This window comes from Chelatococcus asaccharovorans, assembly GCF_003201475.1.
Classification (GTDB): domain Bacteria; phylum Pseudomonadota; class Alphaproteobacteria; order Rhizobiales; family Beijerinckiaceae; genus Chelatococcus; species Chelatococcus asaccharovorans.
The window spans coordinates 257888-276204 of sequence record NZ_QJJK01000002.1; the positions used below are offsets into that span (position 1 = coordinate 257888).

16 protein-coding genes are annotated in these 18317 nt (G+C 65.2%); 6 read left to right on the top strand and 10 right to left on the bottom strand.

Annotation, left to right across the window (positions count from 1 at the left end; translation table 11 throughout):
* Positions 1-38: 38 nt before the first annotated feature.
* Complete coding sequence (locus tag C7450_RS05780; protein ID WP_110373454.1) at positions 39-998, top strand: LysR family transcriptional regulator; 960 nt, start codon at positions 39-41, stop codon at positions 996-998.
* A 32-nt stretch (positions 999-1030) separates the two neighbouring features.
* On the opposite strand, the gene C7450_RS05785 is transcribed toward C7450_RS05780, so the two are convergent.
* Positions 1031-1780, bottom strand: coding sequence for an SDR family NAD(P)-dependent oxidoreductase (locus C7450_RS05785; RefSeq protein WP_110373455.1), 750 nt, complete (start codon positions 1778-1780; stop codon positions 1031-1033).
* 236 nt (positions 1781-2016) lie between these two features.
* On the opposite strand from C7450_RS05785, the gene C7450_RS05790 reads away from it, so the two are divergent.
* The 3 genes from C7450_RS05790 (at position 2017) to C7450_RS05800 (ending at position 3869) form a co-directional block, all read left to right on the top strand.
* The gene (locus tag C7450_RS05790; protein WP_110373456.1) at positions 2017-2883 is read left to right on the top strand and encodes an IclR family transcriptional regulator; all 867 of its coding nucleotides are present in this window, start codon (positions 2017-2019) and stop codon (positions 2881-2883) included.
* Between the two features lie 144 nt (positions 2884-3027).
* A complete protein-coding gene (locus tag C7450_RS05795; RefSeq protein ID WP_245449521.1) occupies positions 3028-3408 on the top strand; it encodes a YeeE/YedE family protein in 381 nt (126 codons plus the stop codon).
* A gap of 5 nt (positions 3409-3413) precedes the next feature.
* Positions 3414-3869 carry a DUF6691 family protein gene (locus tag C7450_RS05800; protein ID WP_110373458.1) on the top strand — a complete coding sequence of 152 codons (456 nt, stop codon included), beginning with the start codon at positions 3414-3416 and terminating at the stop codon, positions 3867-3869.
* Between the two features lie 84 nt (positions 3870-3953).
* On the opposite strand, the gene C7450_RS05805 is transcribed toward C7450_RS05800, so the two are convergent.
* The 8 genes from C7450_RS05805 to C7450_RS05840 form a co-directional block, all read right to left on the bottom strand.
* Complete coding sequence (locus C7450_RS05805; RefSeq protein ID WP_245449496.1) at positions 3954-5489, bottom strand: ABC transporter substrate-binding protein; 1536 nt, start codon at positions 5487-5489, stop codon at positions 3954-3956.
* 50 nt (positions 5490-5539) lie between these two features.
* Positions 5540-6376, bottom strand: coding sequence for an ABC transporter permease (locus C7450_RS05810; protein ID WP_110373460.1), 837 nt, complete (start codon positions 6374-6376; stop codon positions 5540-5542).
* On the bottom strand, positions 6373-7350 hold the full coding sequence (locus C7450_RS05815; RefSeq protein WP_110373461.1) for an ABC transporter permease: 978 nt from the start codon (positions 7348-7350) through the stop codon (positions 6373-6375). Before C7450_RS05815 ends, C7450_RS05810 begins: the two co-directional genes overlap by 4 nt.
* On the bottom strand, positions 7347-9050 hold the full coding sequence (locus C7450_RS05820) for an ABC transporter ATP-binding protein (protein ID WP_110373462.1): 1704 nt from the start codon (positions 9048-9050) through the stop codon (positions 7347-7349). The genes C7450_RS05815 and C7450_RS05820 overlap by 4 nt, the downstream gene beginning before the upstream one ends.
* A 12-nt stretch (positions 9051-9062) precedes the next feature.
* The gene (locus tag C7450_RS05825) at positions 9063-9953 is read right to left on the bottom strand and encodes a fructoselysine 6-kinase (protein WP_110373463.1); all 891 of its coding nucleotides are present in this window, start codon (positions 9951-9953) and stop codon (positions 9063-9065) included.
* Positions 9954-10067: 114 nt separating this feature from the next.
* A complete protein-coding gene (locus tag C7450_RS05830) occupies positions 10068-11114 on the bottom strand; it encodes an SIS domain-containing protein (protein WP_170147083.1) in 1047 nt (348 codons plus the stop codon).
* A gap of 5 nt (positions 11115-11119) precedes the next feature.
* The gene (locus C7450_RS05835; protein ID WP_110373465.1) at positions 11120-12751 is read right to left on the bottom strand and encodes a hydantoinase B/oxoprolinase family protein; all 1632 of its coding nucleotides are present in this window, start codon (positions 12749-12751) and stop codon (positions 11120-11122) included.
* Positions 12751-14796, bottom strand: coding sequence for a hydantoinase/oxoprolinase family protein (locus C7450_RS05840; protein ID WP_110373466.1), 2046 nt, complete (start codon positions 14794-14796; stop codon positions 12751-12753). Before C7450_RS05840 ends, C7450_RS05835 begins: the two co-directional genes overlap by 1 nt.
* A 148-nt stretch (positions 14797-14944) precedes the next feature.
* On the opposite strand from C7450_RS05840, the gene C7450_RS05845 reads away from it, so the two are divergent.
* A complete protein-coding gene (locus C7450_RS05845) occupies positions 14945-15892 on the top strand; it encodes a LysR family transcriptional regulator (protein WP_170147084.1) in 948 nt (315 codons plus the stop codon).
* 80 nt (positions 15893-15972) lie between these two features.
* Here the strand turns inward: C7450_RS05845 and C7450_RS33455 are convergent, their stop codons facing one another.
* Positions 15973-16323 (bottom strand): hypothetical protein, encoded by a 351-nt coding sequence (locus C7450_RS33455; RefSeq protein ID WP_146227269.1) that lies wholly within the window; start codon positions 16321-16323, stop codon positions 15973-15975.
* Positions 16324-16335: 12 nt separating this feature from the next.
* Between C7450_RS33455 and C7450_RS05850 the strand changes: the two genes are divergently transcribed.
* Positions 16336-18273, top strand: a complete 1938-nt coding sequence (locus C7450_RS05850; protein ID WP_110373468.1) for a sigma-54-dependent Fis family transcriptional regulator — start codon at positions 16336-16338, stop codon at positions 18271-18273.
* Positions 18274-18317: the final 44 nt, after the last annotated feature.

Below are 18317 nucleotides of genomic sequence, written 5' to 3' on the forward strand. Positions count from 1 at the left end.
AAGCTGTCAGAAATCACGAACAATAGGAACCATCGTCCGTGGACCGTATCGAGCTTTTCCGCATCTTCACGCGGGTGGTCGAATGTTCGAGTTTCACCCGAGCGGCCGGCACGCTCGGCCTGCCGCGCTCTTCCGTATCAGCGGCGGTCATCGAGCTCGAGGGACGGGTGGGAGCACGCCTTCTCCATCGCACGACGCGCAAGGTTTCCCCGACGCAGGATGGCCTCGACTTCTACAAGCGGTGCCAGCGTCTTGTCGCCGATGTGCAAGAGACTGAGAATTTGTTTCGCCAGACGCATGCGGGTCTGACGGGCAAGCTGCGGATAGACGTTCCCGGACGCATCGGACGTCTCATCGTCGCTCCGGCGCTGCCGGATTTTCTCGATCGGCACCCAGGCATCGATATCGATCTTGGCGTCACCGATCGCGCTATGGATCTCGTGGAGGACAGCATCGACTGCGTCCTGCGCGTCGGCAACCTGAGCGACTCAGGTCTGATCGCCCGGCCCATCGGCAGGCTGCCGCTCATCAACGTCGCCAGCCCCGCTTATCTCGATCGCTGCGGCGTGCCGCGGTCGCCTGAGGATCTCGCCGGCCACTGGGCCGTCAATTATGCGTCGCCTTCCACCGGCCGGGTTGAAGATTGGGAGTGGGTCGAGGGCGATGCGCTACGTGCCATGCCCATGCGCGGCCGTGTCACCGTGAACAGCGCGGAAGGCTATATCGCGTGTTGCCTCGCCGGGCTTGGGCTGATTCAAGTTCCCGCTTATGACGTCCGGTATCATATCGATGCCGGCGAACTCATCGCCGTGATGCCGGAGCATTGCGCCGAGCCGATGCCCATGACGTTGCTCTACCCGCACCGTCAGCACTTGTCCCGGCGGCTTGCGGTCTTCGCAGATTGGCTCGAAGTCCTGCTGAGACGCGAACTCCTCGCGGAGGATCGCACGCACCGTGGGCGCGTGCGCGATCAAGCACATCCTCGCTCCGAGGAATAGCCGCGAGCGGCGGCGCCGGCCTCACAGGCGCCTCAGTAGGTCGCGCGTCCGCCGGAGACGTCGAACACGCCACCGGTGGTGAAGGAGCATTCGTCAGAGGCGAGCCAGCAGATCAACGCAGCCACTTCCTCGATCTGGCCAAAGCGCCCCATGGGAATCTTCGACAGCATGAAGTCGATATGGGACTGGCTCATCTGGTCGAAGATGGCGGTGCGCACGGCCGCCGGCGTCACGCAGTTGACGGTGACCCCGCTCTTGGCGAGCTCCTTGCCGAGCGATTTGGTGAGCCCGATCACGCCGGCCTTGGAGGCGCTGTAGGCAGGAGCGTTGGGGTTGCCCTCCTTGCCGGCGATGGAGGCGATGTTGACGATGCGCCCGTAGCTCTTCTCGAGCATGAAGGGCACCACGGCCTTGTCGCAATAGAAGAGCCCGTTGAGGTTGATGTCGATCACCCGCCGCCAGTCCTCCACCGGATAGGTCCAGGTGGTGGTGTTGGGGCCGGTGATGCCGGCGCTTGCGACCAGGATGTCGATGCCGCCGAATGTGTCAGCGGTGGTTTTCGCCGCTGCTTCGACAGCCTCCCAGTCCGACACGTCGAGCGCGATGCCGAGGCTCGCGCTGCCCAGCGTCGCCGTGGCGGCCGCGATGGCGGCCGGGTCGCGATCCCAGAGGGCGACCTTGCCGCCCTCGGCGGCGATGCGGCTCGCCACCGCAAGGCCGATGCCCGCGGCGCCGCCGGTGACGACCGCGGTGCGGCCCGAGAAACGTGTTGGATCGGTCATCACTTTTTCTCCCATGCGAGCATTGCGCCATGGCGATGACATTGGATGGCGTTATCGGCCCTCTGTATCACCGCCATTTTAATACCAACATATGGTATTTTATTTCATATTGTGGGATAATAAGAAGCTGAATCACAGCGATGTCAAGAAGCATTGTCGATTCAGGAACCCTGCGAGGCCTCGGGGGAGACCCGTGCAACGTATGGGGCGTTAGACGTGAGGAGGCTGAACGATCGATGCGGAAGCCCTTATCAACCGGCTCGCGAGAGAGCAGCGCTGAGCCCGGCCGGACGAAAGAGCACCGGCCGGAGATCCACAGCACCCAGGGCGCCCAAACGCTCATGCGGGGGCTCGACGTGCTGGAAGCGATTGCGGCCGGCGCCACGGATCTTCCCGCGCTCGCAAAGACACTCGGCACCACGCGCACGACCACGCACCGCCTCGCGTCCGCGCTCGTCGATCGTCGCTATCTCAATTTTACACCGCGCGAAGGCTACAGCCTGGGACCAAAGCTGCTCGAACTCGGCTTTCAGGCGCGGCGTGACATGCCCCTGAGCAAGACAGCCCATCGTCACCTCGTGCGCCTGGCAGAGCAAACGCTCGACACGGTCCAGTTAGGCATCCTGGATGACGGCGTCGTCTTTTACATCGACAAGGTGCCTGGCCAGCGCCGGTTTGAAATCCGCTCCACCATCGGCGATCGCCGCCCGGTGTGGTCAACCGGCCTCGGCAAGGCGCTCGTGCTCGACATGGACGAAGCGCGGTGGGCCGGCTTCTTCGACGCGCGCGGCGCCGGCCTGCCTCCGCCAACCCTCGAAGCGCGGGAAACCTTTCTTGAACAGATGCGGACCTATGCGCGAGCGGGGGTGGCCTACGATCTCGAGGAATCGGAACCGCAGCTGCGCTGCGTGGCAGCGCCGATCAGGGACGCCAGCGGCGCCATCGTGGCGGCGGTCAGCGTATCCAGTATCGCCCAGTACATGCAGCCGGAGCGGATGCAGACGCTTTCCCGTGACGTATTGGAGACGGCAATGACCATCAGTTCCGCATTGGGCTGGCGCGCGTCGGGCGGTCCGGTTGCGGACGATCAACGGCCTGAATAGGCTCGTCCGCCCGATACAGGCCTCGGAGCCAATGTCAGGCCTGAATTTCCTTCCGCCGAAGGAACCACCATACACATCCGCCGACGGGAGCATCATCAGGTGGCAACTGAATTCACGCCGATCGCCTCATTTCTTGGTGGCACGATGATTGGACTGTCGGCGGTGCTGCTGATGCTCTTCGCGGGGCGCATCGCCGGCATCAGCGGCATCGCGGCACGGCTGCTGCCGCCCTATGGCGATAGTCGTCCGACCGGACGCCTGGCCTTTGTCGCGGGCCTCATTCTCGCCCCGCTGGCCTATGCCGCGGTGGCTGGCAGCCTGCCGGCCCCGACGATTGCCGCCAGCCCATCTGTCCTGGTGGTCGCCGGGCTTCTCGTCGGCTTCGGTTCGGTCTGGGGCCAGGGTTGCACCTCCGGCCACGGTGTTTGCGGGCTCGCCCGCCTGTCGCCGCGTTCGATGGTCGCAACAGCCGTTTTCATGGCCGTCGCCATCATCACCGTCTTTCTGACGCGTCACATCTTGTAAGAGCCATGGCTATTCTGCTGCAATTCCTCACCGGCCTCATCTTTGGCCTCGGCCTCATCGTCGCCGGCATGGCCGACCCGGCGAAGGTCCTGAACTTCCTCGATCTCACCGGCACCTGGGACCCGAGCCTCGCCTTCGTCATGGCCGGCGCCATCGCGGTGACCTTCTTCGGCTTCCGGCTCGCCCTGCGCCGCCCGCAGCCGATCCTTGCGAAGCGCTTCCATCTGCCGACCGCGAGCGGCGTCGACGCCCGTGTCGTCGTCGGTCCGGCGATCTTCGGCATCGGCTGGGGGCTGTCAGGTCTCTGCCCGGGGCCGGCGCTCACCTTGCTCGGGTTTGGGCTGCCTTCGGCCTTCATCTTTGTCGCCGCGATGGCGGCTGGCATGGCCATCGCGCGCTGGCGCGATGGGAGGCAGGCGGCGGACGTCTCCGGGCCGCAGCGGGCGCCACACCAGACCTGACGGGCCTGCGCCGCAAAAAGGATAAGGGCAGCACATCGTGCCGCCCTTTCCGACCGTGAACAGGCGTGTGAGACCTGAGGACGCCTATTTGACCTCGGTGTCCTCGACGGTGATGCCCGACTGGAAGGTCAGGAAGCCCGGAATATTGGTGAAACCCTTGACGGTCTTGCGCAGGCCGAAGCTCTGGTCGCGCCACATCAGATAAACGAAAGGTGACAACTCGAGGGCGCGATCGACGAACTGGCCATAGATCTTCTCGCGCTCCGCGGGGTCGAGCGTCACACGGCCCTTGTCGAGCAATGCGTTGATCGTCGGATCGTCGAAATAGGCCGAGTTGTTCAGGCGCACGAGTTGCTTGCCGCCGTAGAAGAAATTGCTCAGCCAGTCCGCATCGGCGATATCGCCGGCGGTACCGGCCACCAGGAAGTCATAGTCGCCGGCGTTGTTCTTGGCGATGCGGCCGGACCAGTCCGGCAGGTCGAGCGTGACCTTGATGCCGATCTTGGCAAGTTCCGCCTGCACGGCAACGGCGGTGTTGTTGTGGAAGCCGTATTGCGAGGTCGACAGAAGCCGGGCCTGGAAGCCGTCGGGATAGCCAGCTTTCGCCAGGAGATCCTTGGCCTTCTGTATATTGTGGCTGAAGTAGTTCGCCTTGTCTTTGGAATAGCCGAGATAGCCTTCCGGAATGGCGATGCCGAACAGCGGCGTGCCGCGGCCGTTGAAGGCCGTGTTGATGATCGCCGAGCGGTCGATGGCATAGGCGATCGCCTGGCGCACTTCCGGCTTGGAGAACGGCTCGAACTTGGTGTTGAACTGCAACATCATGAACGGACCGGAGGTGCTCGCAAGCTTCAGATCGGGATTGGCCTCGATCGCGGCGGCATCCTTCCACGGCACGTAGTCGATGATGTCCACGTCGCCCGACTTCAGCGCATTCACGCGCGTGTTCTCGTCGCCGTAGAACACATAATGCACGTCATCGAGATGTGGCTTGCCCTGCTTGTAATAGCCGTCGAACTTTTCAACCGTGAGCTCGCGGCCACGCTCCCAGTTGGCGAATTTGAACGGCCCGGCGCCGATCGGGGTGGCGTTGGGATCGTTGGCATGCTGCTTGAGCCAGGCCGCCGGGACGATCGCCGATTCCGGCAGGGCGAGATAATGGATCAACGGCACGAACGGCTTCGCCAGCGTCAGCTTGACGGTCTTCGCATCAGGCGTTTCGATGGTGTCGATGATGCCGATTTCGTTCCGATAGGTTGCCTTGCTGTCGGGTGCCTTGATGCGCTCGAGCGATGCCTTGACGTCCGCGGCGGTCACCGGCGATCCGTCGTGAAATTTGGCGTCGCGCAGCTTGAAGGTATAGGTCAGCGCATCCGGCGAGACATCGTAGAACGCCGCCAGCTCGTTCGACAGCTTCCCGTCGGCGCCGTAATTGACGAGCCCGCGATGGATGGCCAGTCGAATGGTGCGCGCCGGCGTGCCGGCGTTGATGGTTGTGTCGAGCGTCGAAGGCTCGCCCGAGAGACCGAAATAGAGCGTGCCGCCGTCGGCCGCGAAGGCCTGGCTGATGGCAAGGCTCGATGCGAGCGCGAACAGCGCTCCCAGGACCCGCTTCTTCATGATGCTACCCCTTGCTGGTGTTATGGTTCCGCATGCTTGTTCCATGGCGGCTATTCCTCCCTGAGCCGTGGATCGAGGGTGTCGCGCAGCCGGTCTCCCAGGACGTTGATGGAGAGCACGGTCAGCGCGAGAAGAAGCGAAGGCCAGATCGCATACATCGGGTGCTGGCTGAGATAGCCGCGTGCCGTGCCGATCATCTGCCCCCAGGACGGCTCCGGCGGCACGATGCCGAGACCGAGGAAGCTCAGGCCGGATTCGAGCAGGATGGCGGCCGCCACGGTCAGGGTCGCCTGCACGACCAGCGGCGACAGGATGTTCGGCAGGATGGCGACACGCACCACGCGCTGCACCGAGGCGCCCATCGCGTGCTCGGCCTCCATGAATTCCTGCCGCGTGACCTGCAATGTCGCGGAATGGGCGACGCGGGCGAAATGCGGGATATAGAGAACGCCGATCACCACCGCGAGGCTGAAGACCCCGCTTTCCCAGAAGCCGACGGCAAGCAGCGCCAGCAGGATCGGCGGGAAGCTCAACATGATGTCGACGCCGCGCATGATGATGAACGACAGGGCCGGCCGGCTATAGGCCCCGGCGATGCCGAGGAGGGTTCCGAAAAAGCCGGCGATCACCGTCGCCCCGATCGCCACCAGCATGGTCGGCCGCACGCCGATCAGAAGTCGGCTCAGGAGATCGCGGCCGAACTCATCGGTGCCGAGCCAATGCGCGGCGGAGCTGCCCTGGTTCACCGCGGACGGATTGATGGCGTAGGGGTTCTGCGGCGCGAGCCACGTGCCGAAGATGGCAACGAAGACAACCGCGCCCAGGATCGCAAGGCTCGCCGCGAAGGCCGGCTGGCTGCGCGATAGGCTGAGGAGCCTGCCCGTCATGAGCGCCTCCTGCGGATGCGCGGATCGAGCAGGCTGTAGAAGAGCTCGACGACCAGATTGATGAGGATGAACAAGGCAGCGATCGCCAGCATGGAACCCTGCACCAGCGGATAGTTGCGGGCGGAGACCGCGCTGACGAGAAGCGTGCTGAGGCCCGGCCAGTTGAACATCGCCTCAACGAGGACGGTGCCACCCATCAGATTGCCGAGCTGCAGGCCGATGATCGTGACGATCGGAATGGCCGCATTGCGCAGCACATGCTGCCAGATGATGCGATGCTCGGACATGCCCTTGGCCCGGAGCGCGCGCACGAAGTCACGGCCGAGGATCTCGAGCATCGAGGAGCGGGTCATGCGCGCGATCGACGCGGCCAGGCCGAAGCCGAGCGCGAACGCCGGCAGGGCGAGCTTGCGGAAATGCTCGACCACGTTGCGCGAGATATCGGTATAGCCGCTCGCCGGCAGCCAGCCGAGCTGAATGCTGAAGAACAGCACGAGCAGCGTCCCCAGGATATAAACCGGAACCGAGATGCCGATCGTGGCGATCGAGGTCAGGACCGTGTCGCGCAGGGAACCGCGCTTCAGCGCCGCCGCAATCCCAAGCGGAACCCCGATCAGCGCCGCCACGATGATGGCGGCAAAAGCCAGTTCAAGCGTGCGCGGCAGGTTGCTCGTGACATATTTCGCAACCGGATAGCCGTTGGTCAGCGACTTGCCGAAGTCGAGATGCAGCGCGTTCCAGAGCCAGACGAAATACTGGCTGATCACCGGCTGGTCCAGGCCGAGCTGGCCGCGCATCGCGGCGACCGCCTCGGGCGAGGGGTTGCTCTCGGCGCCGAGCAGGAGCAGGACCGGATCTCCCGGCATGATATACATCACCGAGAAGATCAGCGTCGCGACCAGCCAAAGCTGGACGAAGGCCGTCAGCAGCTTGCGGCCCACGAGGACAAGAGCACCCGAAAGCGTCGCGTTCATGCCCGTCCCCTCCTCGCGCGCTCAGCGCCGACGGTGGGAACCGCATCGAGAAGAAGGCGCGTATAGGCGTGCTGCGGCGCCGCGAAAATCGCCTCGGCAGGTCCTGCCTCGACGATGCGTCCCTTCTGCATGACGGCGATCGTGTCACTGATGTGCTCGACCACCGACAGGTCGTGCGAAATGAAGAGATAGGTCAGGTCGAACTCAACCTGCAGGTCCTTGAGCAGGTTCAGGACCTGCGCCTGGACCGACACATCGAGTGCCGAGACGGCTTCATCGCAGATGACGAGCGACGGCTTGAGCGCGAGCGCGCGGGCAACCGCGATGCGCTGGCGCTGGCCGCCGGAGAACTCATGCGGATATTTGGCGGCCGCTGCGCGCGGCAGGCCGACGGCGTCGAGCAGTTGCAGAACATGCTTGCTGCGCTCGGCCGGCGTGCCCTCCTCGAAGATCGCCAGGGGAGCCCCGATCAGGTCCGCCACAGTCTGCCGCGGGTTCAAGGAGCCATAGGGGTTCTGGAAGACCATCGCGATCTCGCGGCGGAACGGACGCATGGCCCGCTCGGACAGCCGCGCGATATCCTGGCCCTTGAACAGGATCTGCCCGGAATCGGGATTGGACAGGCGCATGATCGCCCGCGACAGCGTCGTCTTCCCGCAGCCGGACTCGCCGACGAGCCCCAGGGTCGTGCGCGGCGCGATCGAGAAGCTCACACCGTCCACCGCATGCATGGCGACGGCAGCCGCCAGCGGCGTCGGCTTCACCCAATAGGACTTGCGCAGGTCCTTGAGCTCGAGAAGCGGGTGCGGATCAACCGCAACCGGCACGTCGCCCCCGGCTGGCCGCGTGCGCGGCTGCGGCCTGACGCTGCGGACATTGCCCGCCGCGTCCCGCTCGATAACGGGCAGGCGCTCCTGCCGCAGCCCGAGCGACGGCATGGAGTCGATCAGCGCCTTGGTATAGTCGTTCTGGGGATTGGTGAAGAGGTCAGGGGTGGCCGCCTCCTCCATCAGTTCGCCGGCATACATGACGGCGACGCGATCGGCGACTTCATAGATCACGCCGAGATCATGGGTGATCAACAGGATGGCGGCGCCGACTTCCGCGTTGAGCCCACGCAACAGGTCCAGCACCTGCTTCTGGACGGTCACGTCCAGCGCCGTGGTCGGCTCGTCGGCGATGATGATGCGCGGCTTGCAGGACACCGCCATCGCGATCATGACCCGCTGGCATTGCCCGCCCGAGAGCTCATGCGGAAAGGCACGCATGCAACGGGCCGGATCCGGGATATGGACCTTCTCCAGGAGCGCGAGGGCTTTGCGGCGGGCGGCCGCCTTGCCGATGCGCTCATGCAGCAGGATCGCCTCGACGATCTGGTCGCCGCAGGTGAAGATGGGGTCCAGCGATGCCATCGGGTCCTGGAAGATCATCGCCACATGGCCGCCGCGCAGCCTGCGCAATTCGGCCGGCGTGCACTTGATGAGGTCCACGCCGTCGACCAGCACCTCACCGCGCGTGACAACGGCGTTCGGCGGCAACAGACCCATGACGCCGAGCGACGTGAGGGTCTTGCCGCTGCCGCTCTCCCCGACCAGGCCGAGGATCTCACCGGGCCTGATGGTGAAGCTGACGTCACGCACGGCGGGTTTGAGACCCGCTGCGGTCTTGAAAGCGATGGAGAGGTTCCTGATCTCGAGCATCGCGCCTCCGCCTCACGTCAGCGTTTCGGCGTCGATGGGCGCGGCATGGCCGAACGCACCCTCGATCCGGCAGATCCGCGCCGCGAACTGGGCGCCATGGCCGAGCGCCGCGCGCAGGACATCCGGCGGCGGACGCATCCCCCGGCGCCAGCCGGAGGCGATGAGCGCCAGCATAGTGGCCGTTATGAAGGCGTCACCGGCGCCGAGCGTATCCACCACGTCCGTCGGCTCCGGCACGACCGTGATGAAGTGCTCACCATCATAGGCGATCGCGCCCTCTGCGCCGAGCGTCGCCAGGGCGAGGCCACAGCCCTGGGCCACGGTCTCGCGCAGCGCGAGCATCGCGCGCTCGCGACCGACGTCCCCGGCCGACAGCGCCGCGAAATCGAGATGAGGAGCGACCGGGGCAATCAGATCATCCACCTGCCAGCGGTAGGAGAAGTCGTAGGACAGGAGCGCGCAGGCCGGACGCAGCACAGCGAGCTGCGGATTGAGGTGGCTGTAGCAGCTCGTATGTACCAGCGCGAAGGTCGCGAGATAGTCGAGATCGGCCGCATCCGGCACGAAGGGATGTTCGCGCGCGACGCCGCCCCGGTTGGAGAACACGAACTCGCGGTTTCCGTCGACGATCCGCACATCCGCATGGCCGTTCGCGCCTTCGACGACACGGCAATGCGGGGTCGGTATCGCGAGAGCCTCGAGCGTGTCCCGGACATGGCGGGCCGCCCGGTCCGTTCCAAACGTCCCGAGATAGGCTGCGTCGGCGCCGAGCATCTTCGCATAGGCCGCGAAATTCAGCGCATTGCCGCCGGGATACATGACCCCAGCGTTGAGATAGCGATCGACGACATTGTCGCCGAGCCCCAGCACCCGCAACCCGCGCAGCTCGTCACGTCCGGTCATGCCGGCCTCCTGACCGCTGGTCGAAGAGGCAGGCGCCCGCCCGCAAGCCGCTGTCCACGCGATGCGGCATGCGCGCGCGGTGGTCCGGCAAGAGTGCTGGCGGGCGCTTCGCCATCAGTAATCGACCTTCCACATATAGCGGCGCACCGAGAGCGGATGCTCGCGCAGCACCGAAAGCGTATGGGCGAACCAGTACCAGGTGACGCCGATGACGAAAGGCGACAGAAGCGGCGATACGTCCTCGTAGCGGCCGGCGTCGAAGGTGATGATCTTGTCCGTCACGCGGCGGGTGAATTTCAGCGCGCGCTGGTCGATCTTGCGGTTCTCGCCATTGTCCATGAGGAAGATATAGGCCATGTCCGCGTCGGCGACCTCGAATGGCCCGTGGCGGAACTCGCCGGAATGGATGTCGGAGGCGTCGAGCCACAGCATCTCGTTGAAGATGCAGATCGAATACTGGTAGTTGAGCGCCGAGAGAATGCCGCTAGAAAGAACATAATAGATGTTCTCGTCCTTGTAGCGGCGGGCGAGCTCCATGCCGCGCTCGCGCTCGGCATCCTTGATCTCGTGCAGGCGGGCCGGCATTGCCTCGAGGTCGCGCAGAAGACGCGCACCAACCGGATTGCCGAGATATTTCAGGAGATGCGCCGCGAAGAGATAGGCGACCAGGGTCTTCGGCATGCCCGGCAGTTCACGGCTGTAGGGCAGCAGGTGATCGCAGATCTTGGCCAGCCCGCTCTCATGGCCCGACGTCAGGGCGACAGTGACCGCGCCGGTCGTCTTGGCCCAGCGCGCGGCAACAACGGTGTCTTCGGTCTCGCCGTTATGCGAGGTGAGCAGCACCACGGCCTTCTCGTTGACGGGCTTGGGGCGCCGTGTCTCGAACTCCGTCGCATTGATGCGCTCGATGCGCAGATCACAGTATTTGTCGAGGATATACTTGACGGGCTCAATGTAGGAATTGGAGCCGCCGGCGCCGACGAGATAGACGGATTCGATCTCGCGCGACGAGAAGATCGCGTTCACGAGCGTCTCGGCGACCGGGTTGCCGTCGCGGAACGCCATCTCCAGGACGCCCTTGAGATAGTCCCCCTCCAGATAGTTGGGATTGGGCGCAGACTTGATCTCTGCGTCGCTCGGCGTCAGGTTTTCGAGGGCCATGTCAGTCATTCTCCAGAGGCTTCAGGTCGGGACGCGCGACCGAAGCCACCACCGCCCGGCGTTTGCAGGAACAGGCTGTCCCCGCGGTTCATGAGGATGTTGGTGATCGAGATGTCGTATTCGGTTGTCTTGCCGTCCACCGTCCCGAACTTGAGATGGGCCACCTCGCCGGCGCCGCCGCCGAAAACGCCGTCCGCGGGCGTCCGCAGACCCTCGCTGGAGGCATTGGCGCGGATGCCGTCGGTCATCGCGACGACCTCGCGGATGATGCCCATGCCGCCGACGGTATGCCCCTCGCCGCCCGAGCCATCGGCCAGCGCGTAGCGGCGGACCATGAGCGGATATTCGATCTCGAGCGCCTCGGCCGGCAGGTTCGACGTATTGGTGATATGCACCTGGATGCCGTTCATCCCGTCATGGGTCAGGCTCGCGCCCGCGCCGCCCCCCACCGTCTCGAGATAGACGAAGTTGCCTTCACGCATCTTGTGCGGGCCGAAGAAGATCATCGTCGCATTCATGTCGGCGGACGAGGCGAAGACCTTTTCCTTCGGCAGGACATCGGCGAAGGCCTGGAAGATCGCACGCACAACCCGCTGGCAACTCGTGGAGCGGATGCCGACGGCGGCCGGGAACTTCGGCCGTACGAGCGTGCCCTCCTCCGCCACGATGGTGACGGGAAGCGCCATGCCCTCGTTCGGCGGCAGCGTCGGGTCGAGCAGGGCCTTGATGGTGTAGTAGCAGGTGGCATCAAGCGCCGTCTTCGGGATGTTGACGGCGCCGCGCGCCTGCACGTCGGTGCCGGTGAAGTCGAAGGTGATGCCGTCCTCCTCGACCTTGATGGCGACCTGGATACGGCAGGGCTCATGGCCCACGCCGTCGCCATCGATGAAGGCCTCGCCGGTGTAGACCCCGTCCGGCAGGTCCTTGATGCGCTTGCGCAGACGGCTTTCCGAATAGGCGATGAGATCGTCGACCGCCCTCTCGACCGTCGCGATGCCGAACTGGTCGGCGAGCGCCACCAGCTTGCGCCGGCCGATCTCGTTGGTGGCGATCTGCACCTTGAGATCCAGCACGCGCTCCAGCGGATCGCGGCTGTTGGTGCTGATCAGCTTGACGATCTGCTCGTCGAGCACGCCTTCGCGCGCGATCTTCAATACGGGGATGCGCAGGCCCTCGGCGAAGATGCTGGTCTGGCTCGGATCGCAGGAGCCCGGCACGCCGCCGCCGACGTCGGAATGATGGCCGAGATTGGCTGCGAAGAAGCAAAGCCGCCCGTCGTGGAAGACCGGCGTCAGAATGGAGATGTCGGGCGTATGCGAACCGCCGGCGAGATAGGGATCGTTGCAGATGAAGGCGTCACCCGGCCGGATGTCCTCGGGCTTGAAATTCTCCAGCACCGCGGCCACGCCGCCCTGGAGCGAGCCGAGATGCACGGGGATGTGCGAGGCCTGCACGATCAGGCGGCCCTTGCCGTCGAACAGGCCGACGGAGCAGTCCTTGCGCTCCTTGATATTGGTGGAGAAGGAGGAGCGGACGAGGCTGAGGCCCATCTCGTCGGTGATCGACATGAACCGGTTGGAGTAGACCTCCATCTCGATGGCGTCGAACTCGCGCGGAGGCTTGACGTGCTGCTGCATCACGCACGACCCTTCACAAACTTGAGGATGATGTTGCCGTAGGCGTCGACGACGCCCTCCTGGTCGGGAAGCACATAAGCCGTCGAGGTCAGTTCCTCGATAATGGCCGGCCCGGAGAAGGCCTCGCCCTGGGGCATCAGCGCGCGCTTGTAGACCGGCAGGGTCAGCCAGCCGCGCTCGGGGCCGACATAGACCTCCCGCTCACCCACCTTGGCCGCGGCGATGGAGCCCGTCGCGCTGGCCACCGTCTGCAGCGGGCGACCGGCATGGCCGATGGCCTGGACGCGCAGGTTGACGATCTCGACCGGATGATCGTCGAGTGCATAGCCGTAGACCACTTTATGCGCCTCGGCGAAGCGGGCCGCGAAATCCTGGGCCGTGGTGAGCACGCCTTCCACGCGGATCTCGTGGTTCTGGCCGGCGTAGCGGGCTTCCACGATATGCTGCAAGGCGCGCTTGTCATCGGGAATGGTCTCGGCCTCCAGCCATGCGCTAGCCTGTTCTTCCAGCGCGGCGACAGCCGACGTGATCTCTTCCCAGCTTTCGCCTTCCGCGCGCTTGATCTGGGTGGAGACGAAGTCGCGCGTGACGTCGGACAACAGCACGCCGCGCGCGCACATGGTGCCCGGCGATTCCGGGATGATCACGGTCTCGAGCCCGGTCTCGGCCGCCACCAGCGCGGCGTGCAGCGGGCCTGCGCCGCCGAAGGCCATCAAGGCGAACTGCTTGAGGTCATGGCCCTTGTCCATGGACACGGCCCGGATCGCCCGCGCCATATTGGCCACCGCGATGCGGATGATGCCCCAGGCCGTATCCTCGACACTGCGGCCGATCTTCTCGGCGACCGCGCTGACCGCCTTGAGTGCGGCCTCGCGATCGACCGGCATGGCGCCGTCGAGCAGGGCGACGGGGTTGAGCCGCTGCAGGACGATATTGGCGTCGGTGATGGTCGCCTCCGTGCCGCCCTTGCCATAGGCAGCCGGGCCGGGGACGGCGGCTGCGCTTTGCGGGCCGACCTTGAGGCCACCGGCATCGTCGAGCCAGGCGATGGAGCCGCCGCCGGCGCCGATCACGCTGACGTCGACCATGGGACAGCGGATGGAATAGCCCGCCACGTCGCGGTCGGCGGAATAGGCCGGCTTGCCGCCCGCGATCAGCGCGACGTCGGTGGACGTGCCGCCGACGTCATAGGTGATGATGTCGGGGAAGGCGGCAGCCTTGCCGACGAGGGCCGCGCCGACGACGCCGGCCGCCGGGCCGGACAGGCAGGTGCGCACGGGATAGTTGCGCGCCGTCTCGGTCGACATCAGGCCGCCGTTCGAATGGATGGTGTAGGGCTTTGCCTCGACGCCGGTCTTGCGCGACCGCTTCATGAAGCGGTCGAGATAGCCATCCATGCGCGGCATCAGATAGGCGTTCATCACCGTGGTGGAGATGCGCTCGTATTCGCGGAACTCGGGCAGCACGTCGCTCGACAGGCTGATGAAGACGTCGGGCAGGAATTCCCGGATGATCGCCGCGGCGCGCTGCTCATGCGCCGGGTTGCGATAGGCATGCAGGAAGCCGATCGCGATGGCCTCGACCTCCTCTTGCCTGAAGCGGCGCGCGGCAGTCGCCACGCCGTCCTCGTCAAGGGGCAAGATCACCGCGCCATCCGGGCCGAGACGCTCGGTGACTTCGAGGCGCAGGGCGCGCGCCACCAGCGGGTCGGGCTTGCGCACGCTCATGTCGAACAGATCCGGCCGGGTCTGGCGGCCGATCTCCAGCACGTCGCGGAACCCTTCCGTGGTCAGGAGACCCGTCCTGCCGCCCCGACGTTCGATGACCATGTTGGTCGCGACGGTGGTGCCGTGGCCGAAATGCACGACGTCGGCAGCCGACAGCCCGCGCTCGGGGAAGCTTGCGATGCCGGTCTCGATGGCCTCGGACGGATCATGCGGCGTCGATGACACCTTGAAATGGCGCATGGCGCCCGTTTCGTCGTCGAGCACGGTGAAATCCGTGAAGGTTCCGCCGACGTCGATGCCAACCCTGATAGTGCCCATGATGATGCGGCTTCGTCTTTCCGGCGGCCGGGACAGCCGCCCTCTCCGTTGATCACCCACACTGTAGGAGGGGCTTCCCTATCCCGTAAAATTCAATTATTCGAGCTTTCCATTCCATAATGGAATGATGATGGAGGCTTTGCGAAGCATGCGCCGGATCAAGCTGCGCCACCTCGATACCCTCGCGGCCTTCATGAAGACGGGCTCGGTCACGGAAGCCGCACAGGTCCTCCACACGACCCAGCCGAACGCCAGTAAATCATTGAAGCAGCTTGAGGATTTCGCGGGCGTGCGGCTGTTCGAGCGCCGGGCCGGGCGGCTGCGCCCGACGCCGGAGGCCGAGCTCCTCTTCACCCACGCCGCCCGGCTGATGGACGAGCTGACGGTTTTCGAGAATCTGTCCCTCGACCTGACGACGATGGCGCAGGGTTACGTCAATATCGGCATCCTGTCGGCCTTCAGCACGGCGCTCATCCCGATGGCGATGGAGCGTTTCAACAGCCAGTATCCCGGCATCCAGGTGCAGGTCGACCTGCTCGATTCCGACAAGATTCACAGCTACGTGAGCCGCGGAAACTACGACTTCGGCCTCGTCCACCACCCCGAGCACGAATCGGACCTGATGACCCAGACGCTGAAGACCGCGTCGATGGTGTGCATCATGCCCAACGCGCATGAGCTTTCCAAACACCGCATCATCCTGGCGAGCGATCTGGCCGGGCAGCCCTTCGTCACCTATCCGCGGTCCGTGCCCTTTGGTGCCGCGATCTTCCGCTCGCTGTCCAACGAAGGCGTGCGGCCCTCCAACTACCTGATATCCAACCAGAGCCAGTTGATACGCCGGCTGGTGGAGCGCGGGCGGGGCGTGGCGCTGGTCGACCATTTTTCGGTCTGGGATGCCGGCGAATTCGACCACATCGCCGTGCGCCAGTTCGAGCCGCGCATTCCCGTCTCGATCGGCATGATCATTCCGAAACGCCGACCGCTGTCACTCGCAGCCCAGACCTTCGTGAACGTGTTGAAGGACGTGCTCACCCCCGAGGCCCTTTCGCCGCCCGGCACACCGAAGTCTGCCGAAGTCGGCGATGGACTATGATACGGGCATACATTTAACGACAAATAAAATAATGCGTAAATATTAATATACTCATCCAATTTCCAGTTCTATTATTATAGTTAAGCGAATAAAATAAAATCTATATTCATTTCTTGCAAAAAAATAATCTTGAAATAGGCATCTCCGGCGCGCGGCTGGGCCCGCCGCCTGCCGACCCCGGCTGCCCCGGCCGGACGGCCAGCTTGCAGGATGCCTATGCGCTGTGCATAGTCTGCCCCAAGCGGGCCGGAGAAGCCCACGGACAAAGGACATGCAAAGGGGACATGCAAGCGGCGTCGACCGACCCGGAAACAGCGTTCCGCCATGGCTGCTCCGGCATCCAGGCCTGGCTTGTAAGCTGGTTCCGAGCCCGGTGATGCGGCCTGCCTGCCATCGTCGTCCTTAGCAGCGCTTAAGCCGTTGTCGGTCATCGGGAGGGACGCATGAACAGACAGCGCGAAATGCGTCACGCGTGGGAGGCGTTCCTCGGCAAGGGGGAAGCCCCTCCCGGGCTCCCTTCTGCCCTTGTCGCATCCTGGATGCGCTCACGCGCGCTGGGCGTCAGCACGTCGCGTCGCGAGGCTCCCATCTCCACCGAGCCGGAAATCTACCGGCGACGGTCTATCAGCAAAGCCCTCCTGTCGGCCGCACGCCCCGCGCTGAACCGCTCCGGCCTGTTTCTCGCCGAAGCATCGTCGATGATGATCCTGACCGATGCCAGCGGCTTCATCGTCGAGACCGCGGGCGACCCGCGTATCGTGGACAATGGCCGCCGCAACCATCTCGAGACCGGCGGGCGCTGGGACGAGGCGGTCATCGGCACCAATGCCATCGGCACGGCCCTCGTCGACGGGAAGCCGACCGAGATCCGCGGAGCCGCCCATTTCTGCGAGGATGTCCAGCGCTGGACATGCGCCGCCACGCCCGTCCGCCATCCCCTGGATGGCGAGATCCTCGGCGTTGTCGATATCTCCGGGCCGGTTGCGCATTTCAATCCGCAGAGCCTGGCGCTCGCCATGTCCATCGGCCAGGAGATCGAGGCAACCCTTGGGCAGGCAGCCCGCACCGAGCATGAGCTCCTCCTGCGCGGCTTCGTCTCCAAACGGTCGATCTGGTTGAGCGAGGACATCCTCGTCATCGACAAGCGCGGTTTCGTCGTCCACGCCGCCGAAGGCGCCCGCCGGCGGCTGGATGCAGACCCGGACGGCCTCAAGCGCGAGTTGCGGCAAATCATCGGTTCGACCGCGCGGGACGACTGGGAGGAGAATTGCCGCCGGCGCTTTCCCAATGCCAGCGTGGAGATCGTGCAGAACGAGGGCGACGCGATCGGCTGCCTCATCGTCCTGCATCGCCCGCGCGGCCGGCCTGCCGCACCGCAGCCGAAGGAGACCGTCGAGCCTGGCCTGGGCTTCGACAGCATCCTTGGTGGAAGCACGGCCATCGCGGAAGCGCGGACGCGGGCCCGCAAGCTTGGCGCCAACAGCCTGCCGATCCTGATCGAGGGCGAGACCGGCGTCGGCAAGGAGCTGTTCGCCCGCGCGATCAAGAGCGCCGGGCCCGCCGCTGACGGCCCCTTCGTGCCGCTCAATTGCGGTGGCATGCCACGGGATCTGATCGCCAGCGAGCTGTTCGGCTATGCCAAGGGCGCCTTCACCGGCGCCGATGCCAACGGCCGGGCCGGCCGGATCGAGCAGGCCGACGGCGGCGTACTCTGCCTCGACGAGATCGGCGAGATGCCGCTCGATCTGCAATCCTATCTGCTGCGCGTGCTGGAGGACGGGATCGTCTATCGTATCGGCGAAGCCGTGGGACGGCGTGTCGATATCCGCATCCTGTCCATGACCAATCGCGACCTCGGCGCGGAGGTAGAGGCCGGGCGCTTCCGGCGTGACCTCTATTACCGCATCGCAGCCGCACGGCTGCGCATTCCGCCGCTGCGCGAGCGGCGGGAGGATATAGCCACGCTCGCGCTCAGCTTCGCAGCGAAGGCGGCGGGACGGCTCGGCAGGCCAGCGCCGGACTTCGCGCCCGCGCTGCTCGAACGCCTCACCGCCCATGATTGGCCGGGCAATGCCCGCGAACTGCGCAACGTCGTCGACGCCATGGTCGCCTTGGCCGAGACCGATCGGCTCGAATGCGCCGACCTGCCGCCGGAGCTTGCGCTGGGTCCCGCGCCTGGCACGCAGTCTACCCCGCGGGCGGCAGCGCCGCGTCCCGCCGCGAAGGCCGATCTGCGCGCGGCCGAGCGCGCCGCCATCCTTGCCCAGGTCGAGGCTTGCGGCGGCAATCTGACCGAAGCTGCGAAACGCCTCGGCATCGCGCGGTCAACCCTCTATCTCAAGCTCGCCGAATATCGGGCCGCGCCGTCGTCCGAACGATGACGCGACGTCCGTCGATCGGACGGACCAGCCGTCCGGCGTCCGAC

Bases quoted from the DNA above. Each gene is read 5' to 3' on its own strand.
- C7450_RS05785 (WP_110373455.1), bottom strand. From the start codon at position 1,780: ATGACCGATCCAACACGTTTCTCGGGCCGCACCGCGGTCGTCACCGGC.
- C7450_RS05790 (WP_110373456.1), top strand. From the start codon at position 2,017: ATGCGGAAGCCCTTATCAACCGGCTCGCGAGAGAGCAGCGCTGAGCCC.
- C7450_RS05795 (WP_245449521.1), top strand. From the start codon at position 3,028: ATGATTGGACTGTCGGCGGTGCTGCTGATGCTCTTCGCGGGGCGCATC.
- C7450_RS05800 (WP_110373458.1), top strand. From the start codon at position 3,414: ATGGCTATTCTGCTGCAATTCCTCACCGGCCTCATCTTTGGCCTCGGC.
- C7450_RS05805 (WP_245449496.1), bottom strand. From the start codon at position 5,489: ATGAAGAAGCGGGTCCTGGGAGCGCTGTTCGCGCTCGCATCGAGCCTT.
- C7450_RS05810 (WP_110373460.1), bottom strand. From the start codon at position 6,376: ATGACGGGCAGGCTCCTCAGCCTATCGCGCAGCCAGCCGGCCTTCGCG.
- C7450_RS05815 (WP_110373461.1), bottom strand. From the start codon at position 7,350: ATGAACGCGACGCTTTCGGGTGCTCTTGTCCTCGTGGGCCGCAAGCTG.
- C7450_RS05820 (WP_110373462.1), bottom strand. From the start codon at position 9,050: ATGCTCGAGATCAGGAACCTCTCCATCGCTTTCAAGACCGCAGCGGGT.
- C7450_RS05825 (WP_110373463.1), bottom strand. From the start codon at position 9,953: ATGACCGGACGTGACGAGCTGCGCGGGTTGCGGGTGCTGGGGCTCGGC.
- C7450_RS05830 (WP_170147083.1), bottom strand. From the start codon at position 11,114: ATGGCCCTCGAAAACCTGACGCCGAGCGACGCAGAGATCAAGTCTGCG.
- C7450_RS05835 (WP_110373465.1), bottom strand. From the start codon at position 12,751: ATGCAGCAGCACGTCAAGCCTCCGCGCGAGTTCGACGCCATCGAGATG.
- C7450_RS05840 (WP_110373466.1), bottom strand. From the start codon at position 14,796: ATGGGCACTATCAGGGTTGGCATCGACGTCGGCGGAACCTTCACGGAT.
- C7450_RS05845 (WP_170147084.1), top strand. From the start codon at position 14,945: ATGCGCCGGATCAAGCTGCGCCACCTCGATACCCTCGCGGCCTTCATG.
- C7450_RS33455 (WP_146227269.1), bottom strand. From the start codon at position 16,323: ATGACCGACAACGGCTTAAGCGCTGCTAAGGACGACGATGGCAGGCAG.
- C7450_RS05850 (WP_110373468.1), top strand. From the start codon at position 16,336: ATGAACAGACAGCGCGAAATGCGTCACGCGTGGGAGGCGTTCCTCGGC.